Annotated in this window: 15 protein-coding genes; 6 read left to right on the top strand and 9 right to left on the bottom strand. The window is 69.4% G+C overall.

Translation table 11 applies throughout. The features are described 5' to 3' along the window. Nucleotides 1-7: 7 nt before the first annotated feature. Nucleotides 8-460 carry a hypothetical protein gene (locus tag ACFFGH_RS31670; RefSeq protein WP_386676468.1) on the bottom strand — a complete coding sequence of 151 codons (453 nt, stop codon included), beginning with the start codon at nt 458-460 and terminating at the stop codon, nt 8-10. On the opposite strand from ACFFGH_RS31670, the gene tkt reads away from it, so the two are divergent. From tkt to pgl, 6 genes are read left to right on the top strand one after another with little or no spacing between them, the layout of a single operon-like run. After that, entirely contained in the window at nt 363-2,402 is a 2,040-nt protein-coding gene (gene tkt, locus ACFFGH_RS31665; RefSeq protein WP_386676413.1) for a transketolase, read from the top strand. The genes ACFFGH_RS31670 and tkt overlap by 98 nt on opposite strands. A gap of 21 nt (nt 2,403-2,423) precedes the next feature. Next, nucleotides 2,424-3,578, top strand: a complete 1,155-nt coding sequence (tal, locus tag ACFFGH_RS31660) for a transaldolase (RefSeq protein WP_386676411.1) — start codon at nt 2,424-2,426, stop codon at nt 3,576-3,578. Nucleotides 3,579-3,580: 2 nt separating this feature from the next. Next, nucleotides 3,581-5,173 carry a phosphoglucose isomerase-related protein gene (locus tag ACFFGH_RS31655; RefSeq protein WP_386676466.1) on the top strand — a complete coding sequence of 531 codons (1,593 nt, stop codon included), beginning with the start codon at nt 3,581-3,583 and terminating at the stop codon, nt 5,171-5,173. 23 nt (nt 5,174-5,196) lie between these two features. After that, nucleotides 5,197-6,735 carry a glucose-6-phosphate dehydrogenase gene (gene zwf / locus ACFFGH_RS31650; RefSeq protein ID WP_386676409.1) on the top strand — a complete coding sequence of 513 codons (1,539 nt, stop codon included), beginning with the start codon at nt 5,197-5,199 and terminating at the stop codon, nt 6,733-6,735. Beyond that, nucleotides 6,732-7,724: a glucose-6-phosphate dehydrogenase assembly protein OpcA gene (locus ACFFGH_RS31645; protein WP_386676407.1), complete on the top strand. Its 993-nt coding sequence runs from the start codon at nt 6,732-6,734 to the stop codon at nt 7,722-7,724. Before zwf ends, ACFFGH_RS31645 begins: the two co-directional genes overlap by 4 nt. Further along, nucleotides 7,721-8,524, top strand: a complete 804-nt coding sequence (gene pgl, locus ACFFGH_RS31640; RefSeq protein WP_386676405.1) for a 6-phosphogluconolactonase — start codon at nt 7,721-7,723, stop codon at nt 8,522-8,524. The genes ACFFGH_RS31645 and pgl overlap by 4 nt, the downstream gene beginning before the upstream one ends. A 24-nt stretch (nt 8,525-8,548) precedes the next feature. Here pgl and ACFFGH_RS31635 read toward each other — a convergent pair whose 3' ends face one another. The 8 genes from ACFFGH_RS31635 to rapZ all read right to left on the bottom strand — a co-directional run bounded on the left by ACFFGH_RS31635 (nt 8,549) and on the right by rapZ (nt 15,085). Beyond that, nucleotides 8,549-8,920 carry an RNA polymerase-binding protein RbpA gene (locus tag ACFFGH_RS31635; RefSeq protein ID WP_386676403.1) on the bottom strand — a complete coding sequence of 124 codons (372 nt, stop codon included), beginning with the start codon at nt 8,918-8,920 and terminating at the stop codon, nt 8,549-8,551. A gap of 39 nt (nt 8,921-8,959) precedes the next feature. Beyond that, a complete protein-coding gene (secG, locus tag ACFFGH_RS31630; RefSeq protein WP_386676401.1) occupies nt 8,960-9,211 on the bottom strand; it encodes a preprotein translocase subunit SecG in 252 nt (83 codons plus the stop codon). Between the two features lie 130 nt (nt 9,212-9,341). After that, entirely contained in the window at nt 9,342-10,136 is a 795-nt protein-coding gene (gene tpiA, locus ACFFGH_RS31625; protein WP_386676399.1) for a triose-phosphate isomerase, read from the bottom strand. Continuing rightward, on the bottom strand, nt 10,127-11,341 hold the full coding sequence (locus ACFFGH_RS31620; protein ID WP_386676397.1) for a phosphoglycerate kinase: 1,215 nt from the start codon (nt 11,339-11,341) through the stop codon (nt 10,127-10,129). Before ACFFGH_RS31620 ends, tpiA begins: the two co-directional genes overlap by 10 nt. Before the next feature lie 13 nt (nt 11,342-11,354). Beyond that, nucleotides 11,355-12,359, bottom strand: coding sequence for a type I glyceraldehyde-3-phosphate dehydrogenase (gene gap / locus ACFFGH_RS31615; protein WP_386676395.1), 1,005 nt, complete (start codon nt 12,357-12,359; stop codon nt 11,355-11,357). 94 nt (nt 12,360-12,453) lie between these two features. Further along, on the bottom strand, nt 12,454-13,080 hold the full coding sequence (locus ACFFGH_RS31610; RefSeq protein WP_386676393.1) for a superoxide dismutase: 627 nt from the start codon (nt 13,078-13,080) through the stop codon (nt 12,454-12,456). 136 nt (nt 13,081-13,216) lie between these two features. Further along, the gene (gene whiA / locus ACFFGH_RS31605; protein ID WP_386676391.1) at nt 13,217-14,197 is read right to left on the bottom strand and encodes a DNA-binding protein WhiA; all 981 of its coding nucleotides are present in this window, start codon (nt 14,195-14,197) and stop codon (nt 13,217-13,219) included. Between the two features lie 12 nt (nt 14,198-14,209). Continuing rightward, entirely contained in the window at nt 14,210-15,085 is an 876-nt protein-coding gene (rapZ, locus tag ACFFGH_RS31600; RefSeq protein WP_386676389.1) for an RNase adapter RapZ, read from the bottom strand. Nucleotides 15,086-15,110 lie beyond the last annotated feature (25 nt).

Raw genomic sequence — 15,110 nt, 5'->3', positions numbered from 1 at the left:
CTCCTCTTCACGTCCCGATTGCTCCGGCCAGTCTAGCGACCGGCGACACGCCGCTCCGGCCCAGGGCCGCAGAGTCGTCCCGGACGCCGTTCGGCGGGCTCGAAGCGAACTGTAACCTCCCGGTAATCCGGGAGGTGCACTCCCTATACTTGACCCTGGCTTGCCAGCCGATGAGCGATGCCAGACCGCGGATGCCCGTGGCCGCATCGCTGCCGGCCGGACCGACGACGATCGCGGTGAGCCCGTCCATGCGGGCGCCTTCGTGATCGATCGGCATCCGCTTCTCGCGAAGAAGGGTCAGCAACTCAGTGGCAGCTCTGCAATGGGATTCCGTCGACAGCAAGGCGGTCGACACGGCGAGAATGCTCGCCGCCGACGCCGTCGAGAAGGTCGGGAACGGGCATCCCGGAACCGCGATGAGCCTCGCGCCCGCCGCGTACCTGCTCTTCCAGAAGGTCATGAAGCGCGATCCCAAGGACCAGGACTGGCTCGGCCGCGACCGCTTCATCCTCTCCGCGGGCCACAGCTCGCTGACGCAGTACGTGCAGCTCTACCTCGGCGGCTACGGCCTTGAGCTCGACGACCTGAAGGCGCTGCGCACCTGGGGCTCGAAGACCCCGGGTCACCCCGAGTATCACCACACCGACGGGGTCGAGATCACCACCGGCCCGCTCGGCCAGGGCCTCGCCTCCGCGGTCGGCTTCGCCTACGCGGCCCGCTACGAGCGTGGCCTGCTCGACCCCGAGGCTCCGGAGGGCACCAGCCCCTTCGATCACCACATCTTCGTGATCGCCAGCGACGGCGACATCCAGGAGGGTGTCACCAGCGAGGCCGGCTCCCTTGCCGGTCATCAGCAGCTCGGCAACCTGGTCGTGATCTACGACGCCAACCAGATCTCCATCGAGGACGACACGGACATCGCCTTCACCGAGGATGTCGCGAAGCGCTACGAGGCGTACGGCTGGCACGTGCAGACGGTCGACTGGAAGAAGACCGGAGAGTACGTCGAGGACGTCCAGGAGCTGCACGCCGCGATCGAGGCTGCGAAGGCGGAGACCGGCAAGCCGTCGATCATCGTGCTGAAGACGATCATCGGCTGGCCCGCGCCGAACAAGCAGAACACCGGCAAGGCCCACGGATCCGCCCTCGGCGCCGAGGAGATCGCCGCCACCAAGGAGATCCTCGGGATGGACCCCGAGAAGACCTTCGAGGTCAGCGACGAGGTGCTCGAACGCACCCGCGGCGCCGTCGAGCGCGGCGCCGAGCAGCGGGCTCAGTGGCAGAAGGAATTCGACGCCTGGGCGGCCGCCAACCCGGAGCGCAAGGCGTTCCTCGACCGGCTCCTGACCGGCGAGCTTCCGGATGGCGTCGACGAGGCACTGCCGGTCTTCGAGCCGGGCAAGGACATAGCCACCCGTGCGGCGTCCGGCAAGGTGCTCAACGCGCTGGCCGGGGTCATCCCGGAGCTGTGGGGCGGATCCGCCGACCTCGCCGAGTCGAACAACACCACCATCGAGTCGGCGGCCTCGTTCGTGCCGAGTGAGCACTCCACCGCGCATTGGACCGGCAACCCGAACGGCCGCGTGCTGCACTTCGGCATCCGCGAGCACGCGATGGCGGCGATCCTCAACGGCATCGTGCTGCACGGCCGCACCCGGGCGTTCGGCGGCACGTTCCTCATCTTCAGCGACTACATGCGCCCGGCGGTGCGTCTGGCCGCGCTGATGAAGGCGCCGTCGATCTTCGTCTGGACCCACGACTCGGTCGCTCTCGGCGAGGACGGCCCGACGCACCAGCCGGTCGAGCACCTCACCGCGCTCCGCGCGATCCCGGGCCTCGACGTGGTTCGCCCCGGCGACGCCAACGAGGTCGCCTGGGCGTGGAAGACGATGCTCGAGCGCCGGGTGGGGCCCGCCGGAATCGCGCTCACCCGTCAGCCCATCCCGGTGTTCCAGCGCGGGGACGGCGACGCGGAGGGCGACACGTTCGCTTCGGCGAAGAACGTCGCGAAGGGCGCCTACGTCCTCGCAGAGGCGCCCGGCGGCACCCCCGACGTGATCCTTCTCGCGGCGGGATCGGAGCTGCAGATGGCGGTGGAGGCCCGTGAGGTGCTGCGCGGCGAGGGCATTTCCGCCCGCGTCGTCTCGGTGCCGTGCCAGGAGTGGTTCGAGGAGCAGACGCCTGAGTACCGAGAGTCGGTGCTCCCGGCGGCGGTGAAGGCGCGCGTATCCGTCGAGGCCGGCCTCGCGCTCACCTGGAAGCCCTACGTCGGCGACGCGGGCCGCAGCGTCTCGATCGAGCACTTCGGCGCGTCCGCCGACTACAAGACCCTGTTCCGTGAATTCGGAATGACCACCGATGCGGTCGTCTCGGCCGCGAAGGAGACGCTGTCCTCCAAGTAGGCGGCGGAAGGAAGCACGATTATGACTGACATCAAGCAGACCACCTCCCCCACGGCGAAGCTCTCCGAGCTCGGCGTCTCGATCTGGCTCGACGACCTGTCCCGCGAGCTGCTCCGCTCCGGCGGCCTGCAGCGCCTCGTCGAGGAGCGGAACGTCGTCGGCGTGACCACCAACCCGACGATCTTCGCGTCCGCGCTCGCCAAGGGCGAGTCGTACGACGCCCAGGTCGCGGAGCTCGCGAAGTCCGGCAAGAGCGTCACGGAGGCCGTGTTCGAGATCACCACCGCCGACGTCGCCGAGGCCGCGGACATCCTCCGCCCGATCTACGACCGCACGAACGGCTTCGACGGCCGCGTGTCGATCGAGGTCGAGCCGAACCTCGCCAACGACGCCTCGGGCACCGTGGCCGAGGCCAAGCAGCTGTGGGAGAAGATCAGCCGCCCGAACGTGATGATCAAGATCCCGGCCACCGTCGAGGGCCTCGAGGCCATCACGGAGGCGATCGCCGCCGGCATCAGTGTGAACGTGACGCTGATCTTCAGCCTCGAGCGGCACCGCGAGGTCATCAACGCCTACCTGGCCGGTCTCGAACGGGCGCGGGAGGCAGGCATCGACCTGTCGACGATCCACTCCGTCGCGTCGTTCTTCGTGTCGCGTGTCGACACCGAGATCGACAAACGCCTCACCGCGATCGGCACCGACGAGGCGCTGGCGCTGAAGAGCAAGGCGGGCGTCGCCAACGCCCAGCTGGCGTACCAGGTGTTCCGGGAGGCGTTCGCCACCGAGCGAGCGCTCGATCTTCTGGAGAGCGGCGCCAACGTGCAGCGCCCGCTCTGGGCGTCCACCGGTGTCAAGGACCCGAGCCTGCCTGACACCTTGTACGTCACCGAGCTGACCGTCGCGCAGGTCGTCAACACGATGCCCGGCAAGACGCTCGAGGCCACCTTCGACCATGGCGTCATCGAGGGAGACCAGGTCACCGGTTCCTACGACGAGGCCAATCGCATCCTGGATGCGATCGGCGCGCTCGGGATCTCCTACGAGGAGGTGACGGCACAGCTGGAGCGCGAAGGCGTCGAGAAGTTCGTCGTCTCCTGGAACGAGCTGCTCGACACCGTCACCGCCGCGCTCGAGGCCGCTGAGCCCGGGACCGCACAGGACCAGGCGCAGCAGTGAACATGCGGATCAACGTCTCCGGTGCCGCGGCGGATGCCGTGGCCCGGGTCGTCCCGCAACTCGTCAACGACCTCGTCGCGAGCCGCATCACCGCCCAGGACCCCACCCTGTGGGGCCCCGAGGCGGAGGAGGAGGCGTCGAAGCGGCTCGGCTGGGTCGAGGCCGCTGTCGTCTCCCAGCCGCTCGTCCGCGAGATCCTCGCGCTTCGGGACGAGCTGTCGCGCAAGGGCGTCGACCACATCCTGCTCGGCGGGATGGGCGGCTCGTCCCTCGCCCCGGAGGTCATCACGCGCACCTTCGGCGTGGAGCTGACCGTGCTCGACTCCACGGAGCCCGGCCAGGTGCTCAGCGCACTGAACGACCGGCTGGAGTCCTCGGCGCTCGTCATCTCCTCGAAGTCCGGTTCGACGGTGGAGACCGACAGCCAGAAGCGCGCCTTCGAGCAGGCGTACCGGGATGCCGGCATCGACCCGCTGGAGCGGATCATCGTCGTCACCGACCCGGGCAGCCCGCTGGACTCGGCGGCCCGGGCGGACGGCTACCGCGTCTTCAACGCCGACCCGAATGTCGGCGGCCGCTACTCGGCGCTCACCGCCTTCGGTCTTGTGCCCTCCGGGCTCGCCGGCGTCGACATCCAGGAGCTGCTGCACGAGGCAGAGGCGATCGCCCTCGAGCTCGCACAGGACTCCCCCGACAACCCTGGTCTGATCCTCGGCGCGGCGATGGCCGGCACCGAGCCGCTCAAGGACAAGCTCGGCATCGTCGCCGACGGCACCCACATCGTCGGCTTCGCCGACTGGGCCGAGCAGCTCATCGCCGAGTCGACCGGCAAGAACGGCAAGGGCATCCTGCCCGTCGTGCTCGAACCCGACTCCCCCGAGCTGTCGATCGGCGTGCCGGACCTGCAGATCGTCCGGCTCGTCGGCACCTGGGACGACACCCGCGACGTCGCCGATGGCGAGCTGGAGGTCACCGGCTCCCTCGGCGCACAGCTGATGGTGTGGGAGTACGCCACGGCAGTCGCCGGGGTCCTCCTCGGCGTGAACCCGTTCGACCAGCCCGATGTCGAGGCGGCGAAGATCGCCGCAAGAGGGCTGCTCGACGCCCGCCCGGAGCCGACCGCCCCCGCCTTCACCGAGCAGGGCATCGAGGTGCGCGGCACCATCGACGTCGTCTCCGGCGCGACCACGCTGAAGGATGCGCTGAACGCGCTCCTGGCCGAGGTGGGCACCGACGGCTACGTGTCGGTCCAGGCCTACCTCGACCGCATCGCGAACCCAGGCCTCCTCGAGCTGCGTGACCTGATCGCCGAGAAGACGGGACGTCCGGTGACGTTCGGCTGGGGACCGCGCTTCCTGCATTCCACGGGCCAGTACCACAAGGGCGGTCCCGCCACCGGTGTGTTCCTGCAGCTCCTCGGCTCGCCGCAGCGGGATCTCGAGATCCCCGGAAGGCCTTTCACCTTCGGGCAGCTCATCACGGCGCAGGCCGCCGGCGACGCGAGCGTGCTCGCCGAGCACGGCCGTCCGGTGCTGGCGCTGACCCTGACCGACCCGCGGTCGGCGCTGGACGCGCTCCGCGGGGTCCTGAGATAGCCGGAAGACGCCAGTAGAGATTCATGCCTGTAGAGATTTCCGCGGACTTCAACCCACTCCGGCTGCCGAGCGATCGGCGGCTGAATCGCATCGCCGGTCCCAGCGGCCTCATCATCTTCGGCGTGACGGGCGACCTGTCGCGCAAGAAGCTGATGCCCGCCGTCTACGACCTCGCGAACCGCGGGCTCCTGCCGCCCGGGTTCGCCCTGGTCGGCTTCGCCCGTCGTGAATGGGAGAACCAGGACTTCGAGAAGGTCGTCTACGACGCGGTGAAGCAGTACGCCCGCACTCCGTTCGTCGAGGATGTCTGGACCCAGCTGGCACAGGGCATCCGGTTCGTCCAGGGCGAGTTCGACGACGATGCGTCGTTCGACCGGCTCGGCGCGACGATCGCCGAGCTCGACGACCACCGCGGCACGATGGGCAACCACGCGTTCTACCTGTCGATCCCGCCGAAGGCGTTCCCGCTGGTCACCGAGCAGCTGAAGCGCTCAGGCCTCGCCGACCCCAAGCCCGGACAGTGGCGCCGCGTCGTCATCGAGAAGCCGTTCGGGAGCGACCTGAAGACGGCTCGCGAGCTGAACGAGGTCGTCGAGTCGGTGTTCCCGGCTGACTCCGTGTTCCGGATCGACCACTACCTCGGCAAGGAGACGGTTCAGAACATCCTGGCCCTCCGCTTCGCGAACATGCTGTTCGAGCCGATCTGGAACGCCAACTACGTCGACCACGTGCAGATCACGATGGCCGAGGACATCGGCGTCGGCGGGCGGGCCGGCTACTACGATGGCATCGGCGCGGCGCGCGACGTCATCCAGAACCACCTGCTGCAGCTCCTGGCGCTCACCGCGATGGAGGAGCCGGTCTCCTTCGACGCCGCCGACCTCCGCGCCGAGAAGGAGAAGGTGCTCTCCGCTGTCCGGCTCCCGAAGGACCTCTCCACCGCCACGGCCCGCGGGCAGTACTCCGGCGGCTGGCAGGGCGGCGAGCACGTCCCGGGCTTCCTGGAGGAAGAGGGGATGAACCCGAACTCCACCACGGAGACGTATGCCGCGATGCGGCTCGACATCGGCACCCGGCGCTGGGCGGGCGTGCCGTTCTACCTGCGGGCCGGCAAACGCCTCGGCCGCCGTGTCACCGAAATCGCGGTCGTGTTCAAACGCGCCCCGCAGTACCTCTTCGCCGAGAGCCAGACGTCTGCGCTCGGGCAGAACGCGCTCGTCATCCGCGTGCAGCCGGATGAGGGGGTCACCATCCGGTTCGGCTCGAAGGTGCCCGGCGTCGGCATGCAGGTGCGGGACGTCACGATGGATTTCGGCTACGGCCACGCCTTCACCGAGGCGAGCCCGGAAGCGTACGAGCGGCTCATCCTCGACGTGCTGCTCGGCGACCCGCCGCTCTTCCCCCGCCACCAGGAGGTGGAGCTGAGCTGGAAGATCCTCGACCCGATCGAGGAGTTCTGGACGACGCAGGGGCAGCCAGATCAGTACCGTCCCGGAACATGGGGACCGAAGTCCGCGGACGATCTGCTCGCCCGCGACGGCAGGATGTGGAGGCGGCCATGATCGTCGATCTTCCGGACACGACGACAGCGAAGATCTCCAAGGCGCTGGTCAAGATCCGCGAGGAGGGCGGCGCGGTCGCGCTCGGCCGCGTGCTGACCCTCGTCATCGCCACCCGCCTCGGTGAGGAGGAGGAGGCCATCGACGCTGCCAACGCCGCCTCCCGCGAGCACCCCATGCGCATCATCGTGGTCTCAACCGAGGCGCCGGAGCAGCGCGAGCAGGACGAGGCGCGCCTCGACGCGGAGATCCGCGTCGGGGGCGACGCCGGGGCCAGCGAGGTCATCGTGCTCCGCGCCTACGGCGCGACGGCCACCGAGGAGGAGGGGCTCGTCACCGGGCTGCTGCTGCCTGATGCGCCGGTCGTCGTGTGGTGGCCGCACGAGGCGCCCGAGGTGGTGTCGGAGAGCCCGCTCGGCCGGCTCGCGCAGCGCCGCATCACGGACGCGGCCGCCTGCTCCGACCCCATGCGGGAGCTCCGCCGCCGGCACGAGAGCCACCGCCCCGGGGACACCGACTTCGCCTGGACACGGCTGACCCTGTGGCGGGCGCAGCTCGCCGCGGTGCTCGATCAGCCGCCGTACGAGCCGGTGACCGACGTGCTGGTGCACGGTGCCGCCGACTCCCCATCCACTGCCCTGCTCGCCGCGTGGCTGCAGCTGCAGCTCCAGGTCCCGGTGTCCCTGCTGGTCAGCTCGCCCAGCCGTGGCGCGACCGGCATCCACGGTGTGACGCTCACCCGTCCGAGCGGCGACATCGAGCTGAAGCGCGAGCTGCCGAGCATCGCTACGCTGGTGCAGCCGAACCAGCCAGTGCATGACATCGCACTCCCCCGGCGTGGCCTCTCCGAGTGTCTCACCGAGGAGCTGCGGCGCCTGGACCCGGACGACCTGTTCGCACAGGTCATCGGGGAGGGCTTCGGCCAGCTGGCCGAGGCAGTCCGCGAGGGTCCTGTGATCCGCGAGAAGAAGAGCGAGGCGGCAGCCAAGTGACGAGTGAACGCCGGGTGCTGGTGCACCCAGACGGCGAATCCCTGGCCGGCACGGTCGCCGCCCGGGTGATCACCAAGCTGATCGATGTCATCGAGCAGGAGGGCGACGCCAGCCTGCAGCTCACCGGCGGCACCATGGCGATGACGGTGCTGGACGCCATCCGGCGCTCGCCCGCGCGCGACAGCGTCGACTGGTCCGCGGTGAGCTTCTGGTGGACCGACGAGCGCTGGGTGCCCTCCGACTCCGAGGAACGGAACGAGCGTCAGGCGCGCGAGGCGCTGCTCGACCACATCAGAATCGACGAGGAGAAGGTGCACCCCTTCCCCGCGTCGGATCAGGCGAAGGACATCGAGGCGGCCGCCGAGGCCTACGCGGCTGAGCTCGCCGCACACACGCCTGGCAACGCGATCGCACCACGGTTCGACATCACGTTCCTCGGCGTCGGCTCCGACGGGCATGTTGCGGGGCTGTTCCCGAACACCACGGGCATCCGGGAGAAGTCGCGCCGGGTGATCGCGGTGCAGAACGCCCCGAAGCCCCCGCCCGACCGGCTGAGTGTCACCCTTCCGGTGCTCAACTCGTCGCAGCGTATCTTCATCGTGCTGGGAGGGCCGGACAAGGCTTCCGTGCTCGGTCTGGCCCTTGCCGGCGCGAGCGTCGAGGAGGTGCCCCTCTCCGGAGTGCTCGGCGTGCGACGTACGGTGCTCTTCGTGGATGCGGCAGCCGCGGCGGAGGTTCCGGAGAACCTCATCGCGCCGCAGAGCTACTGGACCTCGGCCGACTCGGTCGACGCCCACTGAGCGGAAACCGGGACCGAGCCGTCCTCAGTTGTTGGCGGATGCCGCCGTGCCGCGGCGGGTGCGCAGCGCCTGGAGGGCCTCCTCGAGGAGCTGTGCCGCTTCCTCTTCGCTGCGGCGCTCCTTCACGTACGCGAGGTGCGTCTTGTACGGCTCGAGCTTCGGCACCGCGGGCGGGTTCTCGCGGTCGCGTCCGGCAGGCAGGCCGCTCGACGGAGAGTCGATGATGTCGGGGATCTCCTCCGCCGGCAGGTTGGCGGCGAAGTAGCGCACGGTCTCGTTGCCCAGCTCGTCCCAGTAGGAGACGGCGATCCGCTCGGCATGGTAGCCGCGGTCCTGCTCCCCCATCGGGCCGGAGCCCACTCGCGAACCTCGGATCGCGCTTCCGCCTGACGCCATGGTCGTTCCCGTCTTCCTTGTCGGTGCCGGAGCGTGAGCTCAGACGCCGCCGTCGAACTTCGTGATCAGTCCAAGAACCACGATGCAGCTCACCCAGACCAGTCCGAGGATCACCGTGATGCGGTTCAGGTTGCGCTCCGCGACACCGGACGCACCGAGGTTGGAGGTGACGCCGCCGCCGAACATGTCGGACAGGCCGCCGCCCCGGCCGCGATGCAGCAGGATCAGCAGGGTGAGCAACAGGCTCGTGACGCCGAGGAGAACCTGCAGCACGACCTCGAGAATGTCCACGGAACAACCTTTCGAAACGGTCTTGGACCGAATTCACAGTATACGGGAGGGTCCGTCGTTCAGGGACCCCCGGGTGCTGGCGTGGCGCCGAGCACGCGGACGCCGCGCCGGAGGCGCCGCGTGAACGAGCTCAGACGCCCACGTGCTTCTGGTACCGGACGATGGCGGAAAACTCCTGGATGTCGAGACTCGCTCCTCCGACGAGCGCGCCGTCCACGTTCGGCTGCCGCATGAACCCCGCGATGTTGCCGGACTTCACCGACCCGCCGTAGAGGATGCGGGTGGCCGCGGCAGTCTCGTCGCCGAGCAGCTCGGCGAGCACGCCACGCAGCGCGGCGGCGACCTGCTCCGCCTGGTCCGGGGTGGCCGCCTGGCCGGAGCCGATCGCCCACACCGGCTCGTAGGCGACGACCAGCTCGGTGCCCTTCGGCACGGAGGCGAGGGCTGCGCGGAGCTGCGCCACCGGCACGGCGCTCGGTCCGTGCTGCTCGAGGTCCTCCGCCGTCTCGCCGACGCAGAGGATCGGGACGACGCCGTGCCGGACCGCCGCGGCGACCTTCCCGGCGAGCTGCTCATCCGTCTCGCCGTGCAGTGTGCGCCGCTCCGAGTGGCCGACGATCACGTACCGGCAGTCGAGCGCCTTCAGGAAGGCGCCGGAGATCTCGCCGGTGTACGCGCCGGAGTCGTGCTCGGACACGTCCTGCCCGCCGTAGGCGAGCGGCAGCTTGTCCGCCGCGACCAGCGTCTGCACGCTGCGCAGGTCGGTGAAGGGCGGGAAGACCGCGACCTCAACGGCGCCGAAGTCGTGGTTCGCGTCGGACAGCGTCCACGCGAGCTTCTGCACGAACGCGATCGACTGCAGGTGGTCGAGGTTCATCTTCCAGTTGCCCGCCAGGAGCGGCGTGCGGACGGTGTTCACTGCCATCCGAGGACTTCCAATCCGGGGAGCCGTTTGCCTTCCAGGAACTCCAGGCTGGCCCCGCCGCCGGTGGAGATATGGCCGAACTGGTCGTCCGAGAAGCCGACCTGCCGCACAGCCGCCGCGGAGTCTCCCCCGCCGACCACCGCGAGGCCGTCGACCCGGGTGAGCGCCTCCGCCACCGCGCGCGTGCCGGCCGCGAAGGCGTCGAACTCGAACACGCCCATGGGGCCGTTCCAGAACACCGTTCTGGCGCCGCGGATCACCTCGGCGAAGCGTGCCGCGGTCTCCGGCCCGATGTCGAGCCCGATGCCGTCGGCACCGAAGGAGCTGCTCTCGATCGCGTCTGCCGGCACGGTCTCGTGCGCCGCGTCGGCGGCGAACCGCTCCGCGACCACGACGTCGGTCGGCAGCACGATCTCGACGCCCAGCTCCTCGGCACGCGCGAGGTAGCCGCGCACGGTGTCGAGCTGGTCCTCCTCGAGCAGGCTCTTGCCCACCTTGCCGCCCCGTGCGGCCAGGAAGGTGAAGAGCATCCCGCCGCCGATGAGCAGCGAGTCGACGCGCGGGAGGAGGTGGTCGATCACGCCGAGCTTGTCGCTGACCTTCGACCCGCCGAGGACCACCGTGTACGGCTTCTCGGGCGACTCGGTGAGCCGGTCGAGCACGTCGAGCTCCTTGGCGATGAGGGAGCCCGCTGCGCTCGGCAGGACCTCGGCGAGCTCGTAGACGCTCGCGTGCTTTCGGTGCACGACCCCGAACCCGTCCGAGACGAAGGCGTCGCCGAACCGGGCGAGCCGTTCCGCGAACCCGCGCCGCTGCCCCGCCTCCTTGCTCGTCTCCTCGGGAGCGAACCGGAGGTTCTCGAGCAGCGCCACGCCGCCGTCCGGCAGCGACGAGACGACGCGCTCGGCGTCGTCCCCGACGGTGTCAGAAGCGAACGCCACCGGCCGGCCGAGCAGCTCACCGAGCCGTTCGGCGACCGGCGCGAGGCTGTACTTCGCCTCCGGTGCGCCGTCGGGCCGGCCGAGGTGGGAGATCGCGACGACCTTCGCCCCGGCGTCCAGCAGCTCGGTGAGCGTTGGCACCGATGCGCGGATGCGTCCGTCATCGGTGATGCGGCCCTCGTTCAGCGGCACGTTGAGGTCGCACCGCACGAGGACCGTCTTCGCAGACAGGTCCCCGAGCGCCGCGACGGTGCGCAGAGTCACGCTCGGCCGCCGATCAGAGACGTTCGGCGACGTACTCGGTGAGGTCGACGAGGCGGTTCGAGTAGCCCCACTCGTTGTCGTACCAAGCGTAGAGCTTCACCTGGTCGCCGATCACCTTGGTCAGCGGCGCGTCGTAGATCGCCGAGGCCGGGTCGGTGACGATGTCGCTCGACACGATCGGGTCGTCGGAGTACCGCAGGATTCCCTTGAGCGGACCGTCCGCCGCGGCGCGGTAGGCCTCGTTGATCTCATCGATCGAGACCTCGCGCGACGCGGTCACCGTGAGGTCGGTGATCGAACCGGTCGGCACCGGCACGCGCAGCGAGTAGCCGTCCAGCTTGCCCTTCAGCTCCGGCAGCACCAGGCCGATCGCCTTCGCGGCGCCGGTGGAGGTGGGCACGATGTTGATGGCAGCCGCGCGGGCACGGCGCAGGTCCTTGTGCGGGCCGTCCTGAAGGTTCTGGTCGGCGGTGTAGGCGTGGATGGTCGTCATCAGACCACGCTCGATGCCGAATGCGTCGTGGAAGACCTTGGCGAGCGGCGCGAGGCTGTTCGTCGTGCAGGAGGCGTTCGAGATGATGTGGTGGCTGGCCGGGTCATACGTCTCGTGGTTGACGCCCATGACGAACGTCGCGTCGTCACCCTTGGCGGGAGCGGAGATGATGACCTTCTTGGCGCCGGCCTCGATGTGCTTGCGAGCGTCCGCGGCGTCGGTGAACCGACCCGTCGACTCGATGACGATGTCGACCCCGAGGTCTCCCCAGCCGAGCTGCGCGGGATCGCGCTGTTCCAGCACGGTGATCGGCTTGCCGTCCACGATGATCTGGTCGCCCTGCAGCTCCACGGTCGCGTCGAGGCGGCCGGTGATCGAGTCGTACTTCAGCAGGTTCGCGAGAGCCGCGTTGTCGGTGAGGTCGTTGACCGCCACGATGTCGAGGTCGCTGCCCTTGGCGAGGGCGGCGCGGAAGTAGTTGCGACCGATACGGCCGAAGCCGTTGATGCCGATCTTGACGCTCAAGAAATCTCCTGATGTGTTCATGCGCCGGAAGGCGCGTTGTTGGGGTTGAGGGCTCGGGGGCCGAGAGAAGGGCCGCGCGCCGGTGCCGGTCCGGCTACGACAGTAGCAGGAGGCCCGAGGTGCTCTGCCGGGCGGCCTCGAAGCGCTGGGCGGCGTTCTCCCAGTTCACGATGTTCCACCACGCCTTCACGTAGTCGGCCTTCACGTTGAAGTAGTCGAGGTAGAAAGCGTGCTCCCACATGTCGAGCTGCAGCACCGGGATGGTGCCCAGCACCGTGTTGCCCTGCTGGTCGAAGAGCTGATGGATGAGGAGCTTCGAGCCGAGCGGGTCCCAGCCGAGCACAGCCCATCCGGAGCCCTGCAGCCCGGTCGCGGCGGCGGTGAACTGCGCCCGGAACCCGTCGAACGAGCCGAAGAACTCGTCCACGGCCGCTGCCAGCTCGCCGGTCGGCTTGTCGCCGCCATCCGGGGACATGTTGGTCCAGAACACGGAGTGGTTCACGTGACCGCCGAGGTTGAACGCGAGGTTCTTCTCGAGCTGGTTGATGTAGGTCAGGTCGCCGCTGGTGCGCGCCTCGGCCAGCTTCTCCAGGGCGGTGTTCGCGCCGGACACATACGTGGCGTGGTGCTTGTCGTGGTGCAGTTCCATGATGCGGGCGCTGATGTGCGGCTCGAGCGCCGCGTAGTCGTAGGGAAGCTCCGGGAGCGTGTACTCAGCCATGAAACAACCTCTCGTCGGTGGGTCTGGATGGATCGGCTCGGATGGATCGGCTCCGGGGCGTGCCGGAGCTGTCCGGTGCGGCGCTTCCCAGTCTAGTGAGCGTTCGCGGAGCCCACAGGGGTCGCTCCCGCCTCGCTCAGACCTCTTCCAGGTCTGCCGGGAGGTTGGCATCGGTGCCGGGAAGGCCGAGGTCCTGCGCCTTCTTGTCGGCCATCGCGAGCAGCCGGCGGATGCGCCCCGCAACGGCGTCCTTCGTCATCGGAGGGTCGGCGCGGTGACCGAGCTCGTCGAGGCTCGCGTCTCGGTGCGCGAGGCGGAGGGCGCCGGCATACTGCAGGTGGTCTGGCACGTCCGGCCCGAGGATCTCCAAGGCTCGCTCCACCCGCGCGCACGCGGCCACGGCGGCCTGCGCCGAGCGGCGGAGGTTGGCGTCGTCGAAGTTGACCAGACGATTCGCGGTGGCACGCACCTCGCGGCGCTGGCGCAGCTCCTCCCAGGCGAGCCGGCTCTTCGCGGCGCCCATGCGTCCGAGCATCTCGCCGATCGCCTCGCCGTCGCGGATGACGACGCGATGCACGCCGCGCACCTCGCGGGCTTTCGCGGCGATCCCGAGCCGGCCGGCGGCGCCGACGAGCGCCATCGCCGTCTCGTTGCCGGGGCAGCTCACCTCGAGCGCGGCCGAGCGGCCGGGATCGGTGAGCGAGCCCTGTGCGAGGAAGGCGCCGCGCCAGATGCCGGCGACCTCCTCGCGGGACCCCGTCGTCAGCCGGTTCGGCAGCCCGCGGATGGGTCGCCGGCGCGCGTCGAGCAGGCCGGTCTGCCGGGCGAGGGTCTCTCCCCCGTCGACTACGCGCACCAGGTACTGGCTGCTGCGTCGGACGCCGGAGGCGGGGATGACGGCGACGTCGCTGCGGACGCCGTAGAGCTCCGCGAGGTCTTTTCGGACCCGGCGCGCGAGATCCGGGGTATCGACCTCGGCCTCCACGGCGATCCGGTTCGAGATCAGGTGCAGGCCGCCCGCGAACCGCAGGATCGTCGCCAGCTCGGCTGCCCGGACGGTGGTCTTGCTGACCTCGACCCTGGTCAGCTCGTCTTTCACGTCAGCGGTGAGAGCCACGAATAGTCCTTATCATTCTCGGCCGAGATCCCGGTGGCGAACGTTCACGGCCACGCCGGGCAGACCCTTGAGAAGGGTGGCGAACTCCTCGGCGATGGCCACGGACCGGTGCTTGCCCCCGGTGCACCCTATTGCGATCGTAGCGTGTCTCTTGTTCTCACGCTGATAGCCGGCGAGCACCGGGGCCAACGCAGCGGCGTACCGCTCGAGGAATTCGCGGGCGCCGTCCTGCTCGAAGACGTAGTCCCGCACCTGCGCGTCCTGCCCGGTGTGGGGCCGGAGCTCCGGCACCCAGAACGGGTTCGGAAGGAAGCGGGCGTCCGCCACCAGGTCGGCGTCCGCGGGGATCCCGTACTTGTAGCCGAAGCTGAGCACCGTGACCTTGACACCCGGCTCGTCGGACTCCGCGAAGCGCTCACCGATGCTCGTGGCGAGCTGGTGAATGTTCAGCTCAGAGGTGTCGATGATGATGTCGCTGCGCTCCCGCAGCGCGCTCATCCGGGTCCGCTCCGCCGCGATCCCGTCGAGCAGGGTGCCGTTGCCCTGCAGCGGGTGCGGCCGGCGCACCTGCTCGAAGCGACGTACGAGCACCGCGTCGGTCGCATCGAGGAACAGCACCCGCACCGACGTGTTCGTGGTGTGCCGCAGCGCCTCGATGGCATCTTGCGCGTCGGCGAACAGCCGGCCGCCGCGCACATCCACCACCGCCGCAACGCGGGGCAGCGATTCGCCGGCGTGGGATGCCAGATCGACGAGCGGACGCAGCATCTGCGGGGGCAGGTTGTCGACGACGTACCAGCCGAGATCCTCGAGCGCATTGCCGACGGTGGACCTTCCGGCTCCGGACATCCCGGTGACGATCACCAGCTCCTGCTGAGCGTCACTCATGTCTGTTCGGTCTCCCCTGTTCGAC

Source organism: Lysobacter korlensis, from assembly GCF_042434515.1.
Note: the sequence above shows the minus strand (reverse complement) of the source record. Positions and strands in the feature narration are given on the sequence as shown.